The 17,646-nt window shown below is 35.4% G+C and carries 12 protein-coding genes and 2 pseudogenes; 6 read left to right on the top strand and 8 right to left on the bottom strand.

The features are described from left to right. The first annotated feature begins 581 nt into the window (after window positions 1–581). Genes AA650_RS11280 through AA650_RS11265 form a run of 4 tightly spaced genes read left to right on the top strand, consistent with a single transcriptional unit; the run spans window position 582 to window position 4,519 of the window. Window positions 582–1,175, top strand: coding sequence for a TetR/AcrR family transcriptional regulator (locus AA650_RS11280; protein ID WP_053539090.1), 594 nt, complete (start codon window positions 582–584; stop codon window positions 1,173–1,175). A gap of 47 nt (window positions 1,176–1,222) precedes the next feature. Continuing rightward, window positions 1,223–2,512, top strand: coding sequence for an ABC exporter membrane fusion protein (locus AA650_RS11275; protein ID WP_053539089.1), 1,290 nt, complete (start codon window positions 1,223–1,225; stop codon window positions 2,510–2,512). Between the two features lie 33 nt (window positions 2,513–2,545). After that, window positions 2,546–3,727 carry an ABC transporter permease DevC gene (gene devC, locus AA650_RS11270; protein WP_081424206.1) on the top strand — a complete coding sequence of 394 codons (1,182 nt, stop codon included), beginning with the start codon at window positions 2,546–2,548 and terminating at the stop codon, window positions 3,725–3,727. A gap of 42 nt (window positions 3,728–3,769) precedes the next feature. Next, a complete protein-coding gene (locus AA650_RS11265; protein ID WP_053539088.1) occupies window positions 3,770–4,519 on the top strand; it encodes a DevA family ABC transporter ATP-binding protein in 750 nt (249 codons plus the stop codon). Between the two features lie 80 nt (window positions 4,520–4,599). Here the strand turns inward: AA650_RS11265 and AA650_RS11260 are convergent, their stop codons facing one another. After that, a complete protein-coding gene (locus tag AA650_RS11260; protein WP_053541259.1) occupies window positions 4,600–5,151 on the bottom strand; it encodes a hypothetical protein in 552 nt (183 codons plus the stop codon). After that, window positions 5,148–6,248 carry an AAA family ATPase gene (locus AA650_RS11255; RefSeq protein WP_053539087.1) on the bottom strand — a complete coding sequence of 367 codons (1,101 nt, stop codon included), beginning with the start codon at window positions 6,246–6,248 and terminating at the stop codon, window positions 5,148–5,150. The genes AA650_RS11260 and AA650_RS11255 overlap by 4 nt, the downstream gene beginning before the upstream one ends. A gap of 260 nt (window positions 6,249–6,508) precedes the next feature. Between AA650_RS11255 and AA650_RS11250 the strand changes: the two genes are divergently transcribed. Further along, entirely contained in the window at window positions 6,509–7,036 is a 528-nt protein-coding gene (locus AA650_RS11250) for a single-stranded DNA-binding protein (RefSeq protein WP_053539086.1), read from the top strand. A 47-nt stretch (window positions 7,037–7,083) separates the two neighbouring features. On the opposite strand, the gene AA650_RS11245 is transcribed toward AA650_RS11250, so the two are convergent. Both AA650_RS11245 and AA650_RS11240 read right to left on the bottom strand, forming a co-directional pair. Next, window positions 7,084–7,962: an NAD(P)-dependent oxidoreductase gene (locus AA650_RS11245; RefSeq protein WP_015078484.1), complete on the bottom strand. Its 879-nt coding sequence runs from the start codon at window positions 7,960–7,962 to the stop codon at window positions 7,084–7,086. A 355-nt stretch (window positions 7,963–8,317) separates the two neighbouring features. Continuing rightward, window positions 8,318–9,517 carry a class I SAM-dependent methyltransferase gene (locus AA650_RS11240; protein ID WP_053539085.1) on the bottom strand — a complete coding sequence of 400 codons (1,200 nt, stop codon included), beginning with the start codon at window positions 9,515–9,517 and terminating at the stop codon, window positions 8,318–8,320. A 628-nt stretch (window positions 9,518–10,145) separates the two neighbouring features. On the opposite strand from AA650_RS11240, the pseudogene AA650_RS11235 reads away from it, so the two are divergent. Then, window positions 10,146–11,394 (top strand): annotated as a pseudogene (locus AA650_RS11235) (ISNCY family transposase). 495 nt (window positions 11,395–11,889) lie between these two features. On the opposite strand, the gene AA650_RS11230 reads toward AA650_RS11235, so the two are convergent. From AA650_RS11230 to purF, 4 genes and pseudogenes are all read right to left on the bottom strand, one after another. Further along, window positions 11,890–13,089 (bottom strand): IS4 family transposase, encoded by a 1,200-nt coding sequence (locus AA650_RS11230; RefSeq protein ID WP_053537530.1) that lies wholly within the window; start codon window positions 13,087–13,089, stop codon window positions 11,890–11,892. A gap of 535 nt (window positions 13,090–13,624) precedes the next feature. Continuing rightward, a pseudogene (locus AA650_RS11225) lies at window positions 13,625–14,643 on the bottom strand (IS4 family transposase). A 162-nt stretch (window positions 14,644–14,805) separates the two neighbouring features. After that, on the bottom strand, window positions 14,806–15,825 hold the full coding sequence (locus tag AA650_RS11220; RefSeq protein ID WP_053537527.1) for a transposase: 1,020 nt from the start codon (window positions 15,823–15,825) through the stop codon (window positions 14,806–14,808). 308 nt (window positions 15,826–16,133) lie between these two features. Further along, window positions 16,134–17,624: an amidophosphoribosyltransferase gene (gene purF / locus AA650_RS11215; RefSeq protein ID WP_053539084.1), complete on the bottom strand. Its 1,491-nt coding sequence runs from the start codon at window positions 17,622–17,624 to the stop codon at window positions 16,134–16,136. Between the last annotated feature and the right edge of the window lie 22 nt (window positions 17,625–17,646).

The following is a 17,646-nucleotide window of genomic DNA, read 5'->3' as shown; positions in this document are numbered from 1 at the left end:
GTCACAATCGGTTTTTACTGTTTTTTATGATGAAATGAGGATGTATTATATACAGAATCTCAATGAATTAACGGATACATGATGCCGACAAGGCATAATTTATATCCAGAAATCAAGAGAAAATCAAGTGATAATACTATGTGACACCCCAGGGTGCGGAATGTGGATTATAGCTTTTTGCACTCTGTTGTAGGATAGCATTAGCTCAAATTATTTGTATACACCGGATATATTTGAATATGATATTATCATCATAGATATATATCTATCATTTAACCTATTATTCTTAACTACTGTAAAGGTTCACTATAATGTGCCTAAACTAAAATCCTTCATTTCAGGTTTTTAGCGATTAACTTCCGATCAATAGTGATAGCGAAGTGCTGCTGCAAGCAGTTCGCTCAAAAAGCATCACAAAATCACGTTGAAATGCCCGAAACCCATACCTCATGGTTGAGCTTGTCAATGCGTAAATCCTATTGAATTAGGATATCTGAATTTGTAAAGATATCTTGACAAACACTTTAGGTTTATTATATTATTTAATATAACAAGCGTTCGATATAGAGACGATAGCTGTTATGCCGAAAATTGTTAATCATGAACAATACCGTAAAGAATTACTCAATAAATGTTTTGATTTGTTTGCTGAAAAAGGCTATGCAGCGATTACTATGCGGCAGATTTCTGCGAGTTTAAAGGTTTCCACAGGTACGCTATATCATTATTTTCCCAACAAACAAGCTTTGTTTGAGCAATTGGTGGAAGAAATTAGTCAGCAGGATATCATTACAGCTTTAACAGAATTTGGAGGAAAAAATAACTTATTAGAATTGATGGCAGCGTTGGGTCAATATCTTGTTAAAAATGAGGATTATTTAATTAAATGGACTTATCTATGGGTTGATTTTTGTCAACATCAAGACTCAAAAATAATGTTGAGTAATAGCACTGTTTTTAAACGGGCTAATCAACGATGTCAGCAAGTAGCCTGTGATTTATTAGGTGTTCCAGATGTAGTATTAGCATCTTTTGTTTTGAGTTTTGTGAATGGTGTGGTTCTCGAAAAATTATGGGGAAATGAAAACATTGATTTCTCTGAACAGTGTCAGCTTTTAGGAGAGATGATTGTAGCCTATTTACGACAAAAAACCGACTTTAAGGTTAGTAGTTAAGCGTCAATAAATGTAGAAAAATTTGTTTTATCACTTTGGGAGTTATGATGAGTTATAAACAGTTGTTTAAACCTAAAAATCAAGGGTTAATTGCTTTAATAATTGCGGCCACTGCGATAACAGGAGGAATTGCTATTTATGGGATTTCTAACTTTGGAAAAATGGAAAAATCTTCTGTAACTGAATCCAAACCTATTGTCCCTATTCCGCAAATAGTTACTGCTTTAGGAAGACTAGAACCGAAAACGGAAATAATTAAATTATCTGCACCTTTAGCATTAGATGGCGATCGCATTTCTGAACTATTAGTTAAAGAAGGTGATAATGTTAAAATCGGACAAGTAATTGCTATTTTACAATCCCGTGATCTATTAAAAAAATCTGTGATTCAATCCCAGCAACAAGTGAAAGTTGCTAAAGCTAAACTCGCACAAATTAAAGCTGGGGCTAAATCAGGAGAAATTCAAGAACAGTCAGCAATTGTGGAGAGAATTAAGGCACAATATGCAGGAGATAAACAATCCCAACAGGAAAATATTGCCCGTATATCAGCCCAATGGGAAGGTGATAGAATTGCCCAAACAGCAACTATTAATAAACTAACCGCAGAACTCAAAAATGCCGAATCAGAATATAAACGCTATGAAAAGTTATTTTCTGAAGGGGCAATTTCTAATTCTGTAATTGATGGTAAACGGTTAAATGTAGAAACTGCTAAACAGACATTAAGTGAATCTCAAGCTATTCTCAACCGCATTAATACTACAGCCAATAAACAATTAGCAGAAGCTAAAGTTGCTCTCAATCGGATTAATGCTACTAGTAATAAACAAATTAATGAATCTCAAGGTAAACTCAATAGTATTGCTGAAGTTCGTCCTGTAGATGTGCAGTTAGCACAAACAGAAATTGAAAGTGCGATCGCTAATCTAAACAGGGCAAAAACTGAACTAGAAGCAGCTTATATTCGCGCCCCTATGACGGGACAAATTATCAAAATTCATACTCGCGTCGGTGAAAAAATTGGTGATGAAGGGATTGCTGACTTTGCCCAAACTAACGCAATGATGGCAGTAGCAGAAGTTTATCAAACTGATATTAGTAAGATAAAATTAGGACAAAAAGCCATAATTACCAGTCAAGGATTTACAGGAGAATTACAAGGTACAGTCCAGCAAATTGGTTTACAAGTCAAACGCCAAAATATTTTTGGTGATCAACCAGGAGAAAATTTAGACAGTCGCATTGTCGAAGTAAAAATTCTCCTCAATCCTGAAGATAGTAAAAAAGTTTCCGGCTTAACTAATTTACAAGTGCAAACAGCAATTAAATTGTAATTAATTTCTCATCAAAATGCATAAAAAAAACTCATGATTAATAAAATGTTTCGGAAAACGCCCCTAGCTTGGCGACAGTTGATGAAGGAAAAAACGCGGCTATTAGTTGCAGTGGCGGGAATTGCATTTGCGGATATCCTAATATTTATTCAAATGGGTTTTGAAAGTGCCTTATTTGATTCTGCTATTCAACCTCATCGCAATTTACAAGCAGATTTAGTAGTAACAAATCCTCAATTTCAAACCCTATTTTCAGTCAAAAGCTTTTCTAGAGAAAGACTTTATCAAGCATTAAGTTACAACGGTGTAAAATCAGTCAGTTCTATTTACATTAGTACCGGACAATGGCGCAATCCTCAAACTAAAATAGATCGATCTATCTTAGTTTGGGGTGTAGATCCATCTGCACCTGGTTTAAAGTTTCCTGAACTGCAAGCAAAGAAAGATAATCTTAAACAATTGAATCAAGTTATATTTGATGAAGCTGGTCGTCCAGAATATGGAGAAATTGGCAGTATTTTTCGAGCAACTGGGAAGTTTAACGCCGAATTAAGCGGCAAAAATGTCAGTGTTAAGGGTTTATTCCAAAATGGTGCTTCCTTTGCTGCTGATGGTAATGTCGTCACTAGTGATTCTACGTTTTTACAATTATTTCCTACTCGCAAAGCTGATCAAATTGAAGTTGGGTTAATTACTCTTCAACCCGATGCTGATCTTGAAAAAGTCAAAGCACAACTACAAATAGGACTAAATCCAGATCCTAAAAATCCCTTTGTTGAAGTTGGTACTCCCGAAACATTTGCCCAAAAAGAAAAAACTTATTGGGCTAATGGGACAGGGATTGGGTTTATTTTTAGTTTGGGTGTAATAGTCGGTTTTATTGTTGGTATTGTCATTGTTTATCAAGTGCTATATTCTGATGTTTCTGATCATTTACCAGAATACGCTACTCTCAAAGCAATGGGTTACACTGATAATTATCTATTGCGAGTTTTATTACAAGAAGCATTGTTTTTAGCTGCATTGGGTTATTTACCTGCATTTTTCCTATCTTTTGGGTTATATCAAGTTACATTTGCCGCAACTCTTTTACCAATATATATGAAGGTAGATCGGGCAATTAATGTTTTTTTCTTAACAGTAATTATGTGTACTGTTTCTGGCGCAATAGCGATGCGAAAACTCCGTTCTGCTGATCCGGCGGATATTTTTTAAACTGACTCACGCAAAGGCGCAAAGGCGCAAAGGGAAGGAACTATGTCATTGGAAGTTACAACTATTGCTTCTGAAGTTATTTCTAGTTCAGAAACAGTTATTTCTGTTAGTAATCTCAATCATTATTTTGGTAAAGGTGCGCTACAAAAACAAGTCTTAGTTGATATTAATTTAGAGATTAAGGCGGGAGAAATTGTGATTATGACTGGTCCTTCGGGTTCAGGCAAAACTACCCTATTATCATTAATGGGGGGTTTACGTTCTGCCCAAAATGGTAGTTTGCAAATATTAGGACAGGAAATGTCTGGTGCAAAAAAAGGGCAATTAACTAAATTACGTCGCCAAATTGGTTATATTTTTCAAGCACATAATTTGATGAGTTTTTTAACAGCCAAAGAAAATGTGCGGATGTCTTTGGAGTTACATGAACATCATCTCAATGGCGATATTAATGCTAAAGCTACAGCAATGTTAGAACACGTCGGTTTAGGAGAACGGGTTAATTACTATCCAGAGAATTTATCCGGTGGACAAAAACAACGGGTAGCGATCGCCCGCGCTTTAGTCAGTCATCCCAAAATAGTATTAGCAGATGAACCGACAGCTTCATTAGATAAACAATCTGGCCGTGATGTGGTGGAATTAATGCAAATGTTAGCCAAAGAACAAAACTGTACTATCTTATTAGTCACCCATGATAACCGCATTCTGGATATAGCTGATCGGATTATTTACATGGAAGATGGACAATTAAAAAGTGATGGAATAGATATGGGAGTCAAAGTAAATTGACACTTATTTATAATGAATAATAACACAGCCTCAATTTCAATATTGAAGCAATAAATTCGCAAGAAATGAGAATTGATAACTTATTCAATTAATGGCAAAATTCTCTGTAATTCTCCACAAGCAGCTTTTAAGGAAGGTGGTGTCTTCTCATCTAAATTACCTTGAGAACACTGGTTGACTAATTTCTCAACATAGGGTTTACAATCAGATTGCTTTTTCAATTTTGTATATTCTGTTTCTTCATCAACATTTGTACCTTGTAAATAATGTATCCAGGTTTCAATATTTCGTTTGGGAACAAAAACTGCTATAGCTTCATTAGGTTGACGAAGTTGTTGTGAATTTTCTATAAGTGCATCATTTAATTGTTTTAGTCTTTCTTCAACTGTTTTTTTATCTGCATCAATTAAAACAATGAGCATTCCAGAACGTCTATTTCTTCGTCTACGATACTCTACCACTTCTTTGGCATATTTTTCTCTGACAAACTGTTCTCCTGCACCTTTAGGACAAATTTCGGTGCGGAAATTTCTATCTAAGGTAAAACCACGCTTTTTCAAAAAATGAATAGCAAAAACTTCTTGTTGTTTATCCTCACACAAAATGACTATCTGCACTCTCCGCTGGCTCATTTTAACCATCCCCGCGCAATCAGTTCTGAAATCTTTAATCCTGAATCATCAGCTTCTTCATTACTGATTTTTCTCACTCTTACAGGTGCATTACTTTGACGTTCAAACCAGTAACCTATTGGTGATGCTAAAAGATAATTAATACATTCGGGATGATGTGAAATTAGTAAGGCTTGTAATTTTCCTTCATCGCAAAAATCATACAATTGCAGTAGCCAAGGTTGAATCTCTGGAAGTGCTAAAAAGTTTTCTGGTTCATCTATACATAATGTATAGTCTTCTGATTCTGTGCAATATAAAAGAGTATATAGAGCCATCAGAACTTTTTGACCATCAGATAATTCACTAAGACGATAATCAATGATTTTTTTTTCTTTCTCTGAAGAAAATCTTAATTTTAAAATTCGAGAATCTTCGCCATATTTTTCAAATTTAAAACTCACAAAACCTGATAAAATATCTTGTAAAACTCTCATTAATTCAGCAGTTTTACCTTGATCTTGTGAAATATAACGATACCAGGATACAAAATTATCTGTGTAATAGTTTAATTTAGTTTCTTCCTGTTTACTACTATCAATTATCTGACCAGGAACAATTTGAATAATAATTATTTTTTCCAAACTTTCTTTAAACCAAACTAGCTTAGTATTATCTATTTCTGGATTTAATAAAGACAAAAATGAATGCGGCAAAGATAAAACAAATTCTGAAGATAATGAATGATCATCTTTATAAAATTGTGTTTTTTTATCTTCATGTATTAATAAATGTCTATTGTTAAATAAAAGTCGTTCATATTCAATCTTACCCTTTTTACAATGAATTCCTAATTCATATTTATAACTGCCATCATTACCATCAATTTCTAACTCAAACCGTTGAATTTGTGAATTTTGCCAGCGTGTACAGTCAGAAGATTTAAATATTTTTTCGACTTTATCATCGCCTCTGACAAAAGTTTGAATTTTCCTCAATACATCAAAAACAGTTGATTTACCTGCTCCGTTACCACCAAGAAATAAGTTAATTGAGTCAACATTAAGCTCAAAATTTACCAAGCAGCGAAAATTATCAATATAAATACGCTTCAGCATAAAACTTTTTCTCCTAACCAAACACTATAATACAATGCCCATTACGATCATCACATAAATCCAATTAATTATATAAATCACAGTCCAGACCGTAATATAGTACAATTGTTCTATACAGACAAAACATAATGCTCGTTCTAGTCAGGTGTAATATAGAAAAACAATGATCCGTGTGATGATTGCCCTAACTAATTATGCTTGACTTTTCTCGTCGAGTGCAATTCACCGTGAGAAAAAGTATTAAAAATCAGGAGCAGACGATGAACAGTTGTATTTTGATGGCAGAAATTTACGATAATCCCCAACTGCGTCACACACCAGATGGGTTAGAAGTTACAGAAATGATCGTTCATGTCGCGGGAGCAAAACCAGATGATCCAACGCATCCTTTAAAAGTCGTAGGTTGGGGAAATTTAGCAAAAGAGATTCACCAAAGTTATCATCAGGGCGATCGCGTTATTATTGAAGGGCGCTTAGGTATGAATACAATTGATCGCCCCGAAGGATTTAAGGAAAAACGCGCAGAATTAACAGTCCAAAAGATTCACGCCATCGGACAAGGTACTTATACCAGTTCACCACCGGCAGCCACGAGAACCACACCAGCCTATGAAACCCCTGTAGCGCCACCAACCTACAGCCCTACTAATTATGAATCAAACTATCCCACATCCGCCCCAATGCCCCAGGTAACAGCCCCTCAGCCGACATACCAACCCGCCCCTGTGCAGTCTCCATCCCCTGTAGGAGTTACGCCAGAACCCGATCCAGATGACATCCCGTTTTAGTCATAATCCTTGTAGAGACGTTCCATGGAACGTCTCTACATTCTTTTTCAACCTCCACTGACTTCACCCCATTCCCGAATTGCTGGAAATACGGATGAATAATCATCTTCTGGATAGGACATTTTCATAGTTGCGTGTAAGATTTGCCTTACACCCTCAATGCTGTTGAGATTCAAACCCAAGGATTTTGCTTCCGAGATAAATAAATCTATTTCTTTGATCAGTTGTTTTGTCGGTAAGTTAGCGTTATTGTAATTGCCATCTAACATCCGCCGCAAATTTTGATCAAAAGTAGGCGCATAAAGTTTACTTTCGCGCAAAACCTGCATAAACAAATCAACATCAATGCCTTGCAACTGAATATACGCCAAACTCAGAGCAAAGCTAGTTGTCAGAGAAGCAATCAGTTGATTGAGCGCCAGGGTGAGGTTTGATGCCGAACCCACAGCGCCTATATATACAGGATTTTCGCCAAAATGTTGGAGTAACTTTAAATGACGCTGATATTGTTCTTCCTCTCCACCTACCATGACAATTAACTTGCCAGTTTGAGCTTCGGGAATACTACCGAGGACAGGTGCTTCTATATATTCACCACCAGCCGCAACTACTGTATCTCTGATTTCTTGGCTTTCTAAGGGATTAATTGTCCCCATTTGAATGATGCTGCGTCCTGATAAAGTATGCCAAGAAGTATCTGTCAGAAGTACATGATAAATAGCTGCGGCGTTAGAAAGCATTAGCACGATACAGTCAGCAGCACGGATGGCTTCGCGGGGTTTTGTCACAATTTGCGCCCCTGCTTTCCGTAACGGTTCTAATTTTTCTGGGGTGCGATTATAGGCAATTAGTTCTATATCGGTAGCTAATAACCTTTGAGCCATCGGTAGTCCCATCAATCCAGTTCCCAGAAATGCCACCTTCATGTTTTACGTTCCTTTGTCAGTGGTCAGTTGTTATTTGTCAGTGGTCAGTGGTCAGTTGTCAGTGGGTACGGATAATTGGAAGAATTTATTACCCATACCCAATTAATTTTGACTTTTGACTTTTAACTTTTGACTTCCGCGAAGCGGTACTAGCCTCCAGCGGCAAAAGTCACCATAATGATTATGGAAAGTAAGAGTCCGGGGGACAGTAGAGTTACTAGCACTAACAGATCATGAGCAGTCATAATTATTTCTCTTGGGTAGATTTTTGACTTAAATGTCATCTCTGTTATGCTAGTGCAATCAGGACTAATACAGGATTGTTAAAGAGATTTTTAACCTTTCTCTTTGATCTCTACTCTGGTACGACTAATCCCTGGAGTGGTTGTGATGCTTCTTGTTCAGTTAGTCCCTGGCTTTGGACTAAAACGCCAAAGTTGCCTAGTCCTCCTGGGTTAATTAGTTGGTGTAATCCTTCCCGTCGTTGTAGCAACTGTGATATTGGTTGCTGTTGAGAGGAGAGTGCAGCTAACCTTTCACCTATTCCCAATGCCATCAAAAATAGCCCTTGCTGAGTCCAACCCATGTTTTTGAGTCCGCACCGTTCACCCCAAGATGATAAGGCTGTAAAGTCAACATGGGCAGTGATATCTTGTTGCCCAATATTGATATAAGGATTATCATGATGACGATGCTGGTAGTAGCACTGGAGAGTTCCCTGCGATCGCCTGGGGTTATAATAACGATGAGCAGGGTAGCCATAATCAATTGTTAGCACATACCCCCGTTCCAAGCAGTCTGCCACTATACCCAACCAGTTCAAAGCTGCTAAATTAATTTCACTACGATAGCCATTTTCATAAGTATTTTGGCTTAAATCAATGCCTACTAACTTAAAATATTCTCCTAATTGTGGTGTTGATGGTTCTCCTATTACTTCAATAAATAGAGGATCACGGATGATCTGGATTTCACTGATTTCACGGTTTAATTCGGCAAGGGTGACGTAAATTTCCCGCAATTCTCCTGCTGCTAAAATAAATTGGTGGACTGGAAAAGCATCTACTAATTCATTGGAAAAGAAGCAGCCGTTAATAGATTTGGAGGGAATTTCTTCCAAGTTACACCAATCAACAGCAAAATCTTGTAACCGTTGTTGTTGTTCTTGTTTTAAACTTTGTGATTTTTCAACAATAATATATTTGACTGCGCCAAAAAAATCTGGGTACTCTTGCTGTATATAATTGAGAATATGGGATGCTAATATACATTGTCCTGCCCCCATTTCTACCAAATCAAAATGTATAGGTTGATCTAAAATCTCCCACATTTGGTAAAATTGCTTTGCTAGTAATTCCCCAAAGTCAGCGCCTAAACTGGCAGATGTGAAAAAATCACTACCGCGAAAGCCGATTTTGATGGCATCACTAGAATAATAGCCATGTTCTGGGTGATATAACACCATATCCATGTATTGGGCAAAAGTAATTCTTTTTTGAGGGCTGGTGATGATACGATGGGCTATGGCTTGACACAGTGGGGAATGGGAATCCATAAAATTCAATGTATATTTCCTAATATTTTCGCACTCCTAACGCACCTTTGCTAATCTTCCTAATAATGTGGCTGGAAGTAAAGGATATTTAGGTAATTTGGGGATGAGAAAATCAGGTAAATCAGTATTAAAAGTTGCATTTGTCTGAATCAGGATGTCCAGGATTTGAGGATTTACAGGATGTTTTTGAATGATGGTTTGTAGAGATGTTGGGGATTTCTAGGATGTTTTTTGATGATTTTCCTTAAATGATTATAAACCATCTAAAAATTACCATCCTGTACATCCTTTAATCCTAGTTATCCTGATTCAGACAAATACAACTTTCATCACCCAGCAATTCTCATTTTGAAAAAAATAAAGTATTAGCCCCGATTTTGGAATTCAAAATATAGTACAAAGTAACTATTTTTTAGCCATTGCCTCTGGCTAAAAAAACAGTCGGGTTGAAAAATAAGTATGAATACTCAATAAACTAGAGAGATTGCTTGACAACGAATGGGGAAAATCCAGTTTATCGTTCGGGTTTTAGAATAGGGAATCCAAGGGAAATAAAAATTTATAATTGTTGTCAGATGATGTAAAATCGGTGAGTTAAAAATCTGATAGTGCATCAAATTACTCAAACATGACTCCAAAGACAGCGACACTAGAAATTCCTGAATTAATGCAATTTTTACGTCAACAATTACATGATTTACCTGATGAAAGAAAACCTGGAAATAATACGAAATATCAGGTAGAAGACGCAGTGATGGCAGCATTTTCAATCTTTTTTACGCAGTCAGCGTCTTTTTTAGAGCATCAAAGATTAATGAAAAGCAATAAAGGAAAAGATAACGCAGAAAGTTTATTTTCAATTAAGAAAATCCCCTGTGATAATCAAATAAGAAATTTGTTAGATCCAGTTCCAGCCGCTACTATCTTTATGACTTTTCAAGAAGTCTATGAATGGTTAAATAAAAATGGAGTTTTGAAAAAGTTTGTCTATTTAGATGAAGAAATTTTAATCGCTTTAGATGGGACAGAATATTTCTCATCTAAAAAAATTAGTTGCCCTCATTGTAATTGTCGTAATCATCGAAATGGAACTACAACTTATTTTCATGGCTGTGTCACACCCATTGTAGTTTCTCCTAATCAAAAACAAGTAATTAATTTAGAACCAGAATTTATTAAAAAGCAAGATGGGCATCAAAAACAAGATTGTGAAAATGCAGCGGTTAAAAGATGGTTAAATAAGAATCATCAAAACAAGTATGGTTATGCTGCAACTCTTTTAGGGGACGACTTGTACTCTCACCAACCTATTTGTGAACTAGCTCTAAAACAAGGTTATAATTTTATTTTTGTTTGTCTGGAAGCGTCGCATAAAACTGTATATGAATGGCTAGACTTCTTAGAAAAAAGTGGAGAAGTTGCAACCGTTGAAACCAAACAATGGGATGGACGAAAAAATTTAATTTATCGTTATCGTTATGCTTCTAGAGTTCCCTTAAAAGATGAAGACTCCAGTCTCGAAGTTAATTGGTGCGAAGTAACTGTTATTAATGAAAAAACACAGAAAATCATCTACCAAAATAATTGGATTACTAATCATAAGATCACTGAAAATAATGTTGAAAAAATTGTCAAGGCTGCACGCAGCAGATGGAAAGTTGAGAATGAAGGGAATAACATTCTTAAAAATCACGGTTATAATTTAGAGCATAACTTTGGTCATGGAGAAAATCATTTGTGTGAGTTATTATTGTCTTTGAATTTATTAGCTTTTTTATTTCATACTGTTTTAGATTTAGTTAATTATACCTATCAGAAAGTTCGTGAGTTATTAGTAACCCGAACTTCTTTTTTTAATGATATGCGTAGCCTATTAAAATTTATTTGGTTTAAAGATTGGTCGGATTTTTTCTCATTTATTCTCAGGGAATATGTCCCATTTAAAAAAATAAATTCTGGTTGAAAAATGTCAATATATTGAAAGAGGAGGAGAAAGTTATTTATTCAAAAAACTATAAATTTGCTTAGAATTTCAGCTAGATTGGTAAGTTGAAATCAATTCTTCATGTCTAGATTTTTAAAGATTTTTAAAACCCTATCTATCTCCAGCGTCGGATGATAATTATCTATTAAAAAAGAATAATTTAATACAGGGTTTACACTTAAATTAAGAGAATTTTATCTTATTTTTTTCAAAATGAGAATTGCTGTTCATCACCAACAAACCATCTAAAAATTACCATCCTGTACATCCTTTAATCCTGGTTATCCTGATTCAGACAAATACAACTTTCATCACCAACAAACTATCTAAAAGTTACCATCCTGTACATCCTTTAATCCTAGTTATCCCTTAACGGGTGACAAGGCGGCTAAAGAGCTTGTTTCATAAGGGATAGAGCCTGAAAGCCCCGTTGAAAAAAGAGGCGTTTATGAGGCTTGAGATTGATTAAATTCAGAGCTAAATCAGCCCATAATTCCATACCATAAATCCATAGTTGTCCGTAGAGAGCAAAGCTAAAATCACTTTGACGTGGGTACTTGTCCTGATGTTGTTGAATACGTCCGGCATAAGTCTCTATACCTAATTTTTTCATCCGTTGACCGTGCATAGTGGCTAAACTATAAGCAATGACAATCAATAATACTAAAGCTAAAAAGCGAGTTTCATTTACTTTAGTATCCTCTAAATTATAACCACCAGTTTTACAATCCTTAAAGAATTGCTCAATTCCCCATCGACATCTATAGAGGCATAAAGTTTGTTGGAGAGTTGGTAGATTCGTCAAGATATACCAAGGTTCTTTTGGTCCAGAGTTCCGATATTTTCTCTTCCAATAAACAGCGATATTAAATAAGCCTAATTCATCCCCTTTACCACATTTAACTTTTTCATAAAATCTCGACATTCCTGGCTTAAATCCTTGATTTTTAAGAACTTGATATTCTTGTTCAGGTTTTTCTTGAAAATAAAGGTTTTTCTTCTGGCGTAAAGCGAAGTAAACTCCTTGCTCATCAAGCCATTTAGCCAGTTTTGGACTATGAAATTCTCTGTCTGCTAACACCACAATTCGACATTTTTTTAACAACTTTATTGCTGTCTTTATTAATCTTTTCTGTGTTTGTAAATTACTATTTCCGACATGATTTAATGTTTCCCAATATAGTGGTAGGGCATGAGTACCCCATACCAATGTCACCATAAATATATTTCGCCCCTTCCACTGTGTTCTATCCAGTGCTACCATCCAATAACCATATTTTTGATACTGTTTTTTATGAAAATAACGGCGCTGTTCTCGATTCAGTTGTTTTGGTGTTAACGATTGTCTAATCCAATATTTTATCAATGGAAACCATAATAATTTTACGCAGAGTTTACCTATTCCTAAAAATCTTTGTAGATTACGTTTCCTGCTTTCATATTTAATTGGTTGGGGAAACAAGCTGGCCAATTTTGACAGTTTTACTTGGCGATGAGCCTGTATTAATAACAACAATATCTCTAGTGTCAAATACTGCTGTTCACTCAAATGCTTTCGGAAAATTGTTTGATATGATTGTGGTAACATTTTTTGCTTCGGGGGCTTCTTTGTCCCTATTTTTTTACTCCCTTATTTTCTCAAATTATTGCCACATCTCATCTTCAACCGCCTTGTCACCCGTTAAGTAGTTATCCTGATTCAGACAAATACAACTTTCATCACCAACAAACCATCTAAAAATTACCATCCTGTACATCCTTTAATCCTGGTTATCCTGATTCAGACAAATACAACTTTCATCACCAACAAACCATCTAAAAATTACCATCCTGTACATCCTTTAATCCTGGTTATCCTGATTCAGACAAATACAACTTTCATCACCAACAAACCATGTAAAAATTACCATCCTGTACATCCTTTAATCCTGGTTATCCTGATTCAGACAAATACAACTTTCATCACCAACAAACCATCTAAAAATTACCATCCTGTACATCCTTTAATCCTGGTTATCCTGATTCAGACAAATACAACTTTCATCACCAACAAACCCAGAAATGTTGAATAGCGTAATAAAACTTTACATATTGAAATAAACTTAGCCTATAAGTGCTATTTTTCATCTTATCCAAATAAGTTTTCTAAACCAATGAACATAACTTATTTCCTGACACATATAGGACTGAAGATAACGGAGTTTATCTAATAAAGTTTTGCCAAATTTTTGCGGTATTTCTATTAGTTGCAATATCAAATAAGCGATTAAACAGCACATTATCTGAATTCTAATTCCATTCTCATTCTTTGTCATAAGTCTGTCTAACTTGAGGTGCATTTTTAAGAATTTCCATAACAATTCAATTTGCCATCTTTGTATGTAAATTTCCATAATCTCTTGATTACTAACTTGCTCTTCTCCTTCATTTAATAAGTTTGTTGCTAAACGAAATTCACTCTTAGTTTCTATATCACAAAATGCTACTACTCTAATTTCCACTTCTCTTTCATCTTTGCCAACTTTACAATTACCATTTTCTAGCATTTCTAAAGTGACATTATTTTTAATTCTTAAGACAAAAGCTTTATTTTTTTGTTGTTTTAATTCAGATATTCTTTCGGAGGATGCAAATCCTCTATCCATTATCCCTACTCCTTTTGACGGAATTGCTTCTACTGTTTCTTGTCCATATTTATGGTCATGTCCTTGCCCAAAATGAATCACCATTCCACCAACTTCTGATGTCAAACTATCTAACCCACAAAATAGTTTTACTTGATGATATCCTTGACTCCATAATAATTTACTTGTTAATGTAATAATTGTTGAATCTATAGGAAATAATGCTTGGGTTTCTTCCTTTCCTTTTTTCTTTCTCAGTTGATTGTTTAATTCAGTTATTATCTCCAAAAATACTTGAGTATCTCTCTTTTTACTTGCCTTGGAAAAATTTGATATTTTTAAATCTATCCCTTGATTATTTAGTCTTTGAAATAAATCTCTCATACTCACTATACTTTTATCCATGACATACTGTAACCACACTGATACAAATGAAAATGTGTCCAGAACTGGATAATCTTTTTGGGCAATGGTTTCAATATTGTTTTGACCACTTCTGGGAAATTCTTTAAGCGCATAATTTGATAATTCTTTATCTAGATTTTTTTAGATTGTATCAAATTATGGTACTTTTTTTAATCTTTTCCTAACATTCAACACTTCTGCAACAAACCAGAAATGTTGAATAGCGTAATAAAACTTTACATATTGAAATAAACTTAGCCTATAAGTGCTATTTTTCATCTTATCCAAATAAGTTTTCTAAACCAATGAACATAACTTATTTCCTGACACATATAGGACTGAAGATAACGGAGTTTATCTAATAAAGTTTTGCCAAATTCTTGCGGTATTTCTATTAGTTGCAATATCAAATAAGCGATTAAACAGCACATTATCTGAATTCTAATTCCATTCTCATTCTTTGTCATAAGTCTGTCTAACTTGAGGTGCATTTTTAAGAATTTCCATAACAATTCAATTTGCCATCTTTGTATGTAAATTTCCATAATCTCTTGATTACTAACTTGCTCTTCTCCTTCATTTAATAAGTTTGTTGCTAAACGAAATTCACTCTTAGTTTCTATATCACAAAATGCTACTACTCTAATTTCCACTTCTCTTTCATCTTTGCCAACTTTACAATTACCATTTTCTAGCATTTCTAAAGTGACATTATTTTTAATTCTTAAGACAAAAGCTTTATTTTTTTGTTGTTTTAATTCAGATATTCTTTCGGAGGATGCAAATCCTCTATCCATTATCCCTACTCCTTTTGACGGAATTGCTTCTACTGTTTCTTGTCCATATTTATGGTCATGTCCTTGCCCAAAATGAATCACCATTCCACCAACTTCTGATGTCAAACTATCTAACCCACAAAATAGTTTTACTTGATGATATCCTTGACTCCATAATAATTTACTTGTTAATGTAATAATTGTTGAATCTATAGGAAATAATGCTTGGGTTTCTTCCTTTCCTTTTTTCTTTCTCAGTTGATTGTTTAATTCAGTTATTATCTCCAAAAATACTTGAGTATCTCTCTTTTTACTTGCCTTGGAAAAATTTGATATTTTTAAATCTATCCCTTGATTATTTAGTCTTTGAAATAAATCTCTCATACTCACTATACTTTTATCCATGACATACTGTAACCACACTGATACAAATGAAAATGTGTCCAGAACTGGATAATCTTTTTTGGGCAATGGTTTCAATATTGTTTTGACCACTTCTGGGAAATTCTTTAAGCGCATAATTTGATAATTCTTTATCTAGATTTTTTTAGATTGTATCAAATTATGGTACTTTTTTTTAATCTTTTCCTAACATTCAACACTTCTGGCAACAAACCATCTAAAAATTACCATCCTGTACATCCTTTAATCCTGGTTATCCTGATTCAGACAAATACAACTTTCATCACCAACAAACCATCTAAAAATTACCATCCTGTACATCCTTTAATCCTGATTGTAATATGATGAAATACCAAATAATTGGTAATTGATAATTATAAATTATCAATTACCAATTTAATTACTTCTTGGATATTCCCAATTTTCTAAACTAGGGCTTTTTCCAAAATCAATTTAGAACGCTTCATTTTTTCAGGAATAGCCACAGGATAATCACCAGTAAAACAAGCCGAACAAAAACTATTAGTATCTTCTCTGGTTGTTTCTAGCATTCCTTCCCAACTCAAATAAGCTAAACTGTCAACTTGTAATTGCTTGGCTATTTCTTCGACTGACTTCGTAGCAGCAATTAATTGATCTTGGGTATCAGTATCAATACCATAGAAACAAGGATGAGTTACAGGAGGAGAAGAAATTCTCATGTGGACTTCGGCTACACCAGCATCACGCAAGGCTTGAACGAGTTTGCGGCTAGTAGTTCCCCGGACAATGGAATCATCAATAATTACAACTCGCTTACCGAATAAGACATCTTTAAGGGGATTAAGTTTCATTTTAATCCCTGATTCTCGCATGGCTTGGGTAGGTTGAATAAAGGTGCGACCAACGTAGCGATTTTTAATCAATCCTTCACCGTAAGCTATACCAGAGGCTTGGGAAAAGCCAATGGCGGCAGGGATACCAGAATCAGGGACACCGAAGACCAAATCAGCTTCTACGGGGGCTTCTGCCGCCATTTTCCGTCCTAACCGCATTCGATAACTGTATAGGGTTTCGTTGTGCATGAGGCTATCAGGACGGGCAAAGTAGATCATTTCAAAGATACAAAGTTTGCGTTCTGATTGTTGATGCCATTGAAATGATTCTAAGCCTGTTTCCGTGATCCAAACTAATTCCCCTGGTTGGACATCACGCAGATATTCTGCACCGATAATATCTAAACCGCAAGTTTCGGAAGCGAGAACGTAGCGGACAGGATCACTATCTAATGTGCCAATTACCAAGGGACGAATCCCGTTAGGATCACGGACTCCCATCACACCTACGGGTGTAGCAACAGTCAGGCTAAATGCTCCCTCGCACCGATGAAAGGCACTGGTAGCTCCTGTTACCCAATCTGCACCAGCGTTGACTTCTTGAGCGATCGCATAAGCAATCATTTCTGAGTCGGTTGTCGTTATTAAGTTAAACTTATCTTTGAGTAACTCTTCTCTCAATTTTACGGTATTGACTAAATTACCATTATGTGCAAGTGCTAATAAACCCAACCGAGTTTCTACTACAGCAGGTTGGGCGTTAACTTTGCGACTAGAACCGGTAGTGGAATAGCGATTATGACCAACTGCCAGATTTCCGGGTAATTGATCTAAGATGGTTTCATTAAAGACTTGAGACACCAAACCCATATCTTTGTGCTGGTGGACACGCGTACCCTCAAAGGTAGCAATCCCAGCAGATTCTTGACCCCGATGCTGAAGAGCATACAATCCAAAGTAGGTCAATTTAGCAACGTCTTGTTCTGGGGCATAAATGCCAAACACACCACAAGCTTCTTCTGGCTTGTCAGGGCGCTCTTCATGACTATTGATTGGGTTGTTAGCAATTTGGGGGTACTCATCCGAATTCATGGGAATCATGCTGGTATTGCTCCTGGTGGGG

The organism is Anabaena sp. WA102 (assembly GCF_001277295.1).
Taxonomy (GTDB): Bacteria; Cyanobacteriota; Cyanobacteriia; order Cyanobacteriales; family Nostocaceae; genus Dolichospermum; species Dolichospermum heterosporum.
This window is presented reverse-complemented; position numbering and strand designations above follow the sequence as displayed.

What these genes read in the sequence shown, in the direction of transcription:
- AA650_RS11220 (WP_053537527.1), bottom strand. Translation starts at nt 15,825, where the DNA reads ATGCGCTTAAAGAATTTCCCAGAAGTGGTCAAAACAATATTGAAACCA.
- AA650_RS11250 (WP_053539086.1), top strand. Translation starts at nt 6,509, where the DNA reads ATGAACAGTTGTATTTTGATGGCAGAAATTTACGATAATCCCCAACTG.
- AA650_RS11255 (WP_053539087.1), bottom strand. Translation starts at nt 6,248, where the DNA reads ATGCTGAAGCGTATTTATATTGATAATTTTCGCTGCTTGGTAAATTTT.
- AA650_RS11265 (WP_053539088.1), top strand. Translation starts at nt 3,770, where the DNA reads ATGTCATTGGAAGTTACAACTATTGCTTCTGAAGTTATTTCTAGTTCA.
- AA650_RS11245 (WP_015078484.1), bottom strand. Translation starts at nt 7,962, where the DNA reads ATGAAGGTGGCATTTCTGGGAACTGGATTGATGGGACTACCGATGGCT.
- purF (WP_053539084.1), bottom strand. Translation starts at nt 17,624, where the DNA reads ATGATTCCCATGAATTCGGATGAGTACCCCCAAATTGCTAACAACCCA.
- AA650_RS11230 (WP_053537530.1), bottom strand. Translation starts at nt 13,089, where the DNA reads ATGTTACCACAATCATATCAAACAATTTTCCGAAAGCATTTGAGTGAA.
- AA650_RS11275 (WP_053539089.1), top strand. Translation starts at nt 1,223, where the DNA reads ATGAGTTATAAACAGTTGTTTAAACCTAAAAATCAAGGGTTAATTGCT.
- devC (WP_081424206.1), top strand. Translation starts at nt 2,546, where the DNA reads ATGATTAATAAAATGTTTCGGAAAACGCCCCTAGCTTGGCGACAGTTG.
- AA650_RS11260 (WP_053541259.1), bottom strand. Translation starts at nt 5,151, where the DNA reads ATGAGCCAGCGGAGAGTGCAGATAGTCATTTTGTGTGAGGATAAACAA.
- AA650_RS11280 (WP_053539090.1), top strand. Translation starts at nt 582, where the DNA reads ATGCCGAAAATTGTTAATCATGAACAATACCGTAAAGAATTACTCAAT.
- AA650_RS11240 (WP_053539085.1), bottom strand. Translation starts at nt 9,517, where the DNA reads ATGGATTCCCATTCCCCACTGTGTCAAGCCATAGCCCATCGTATCATC.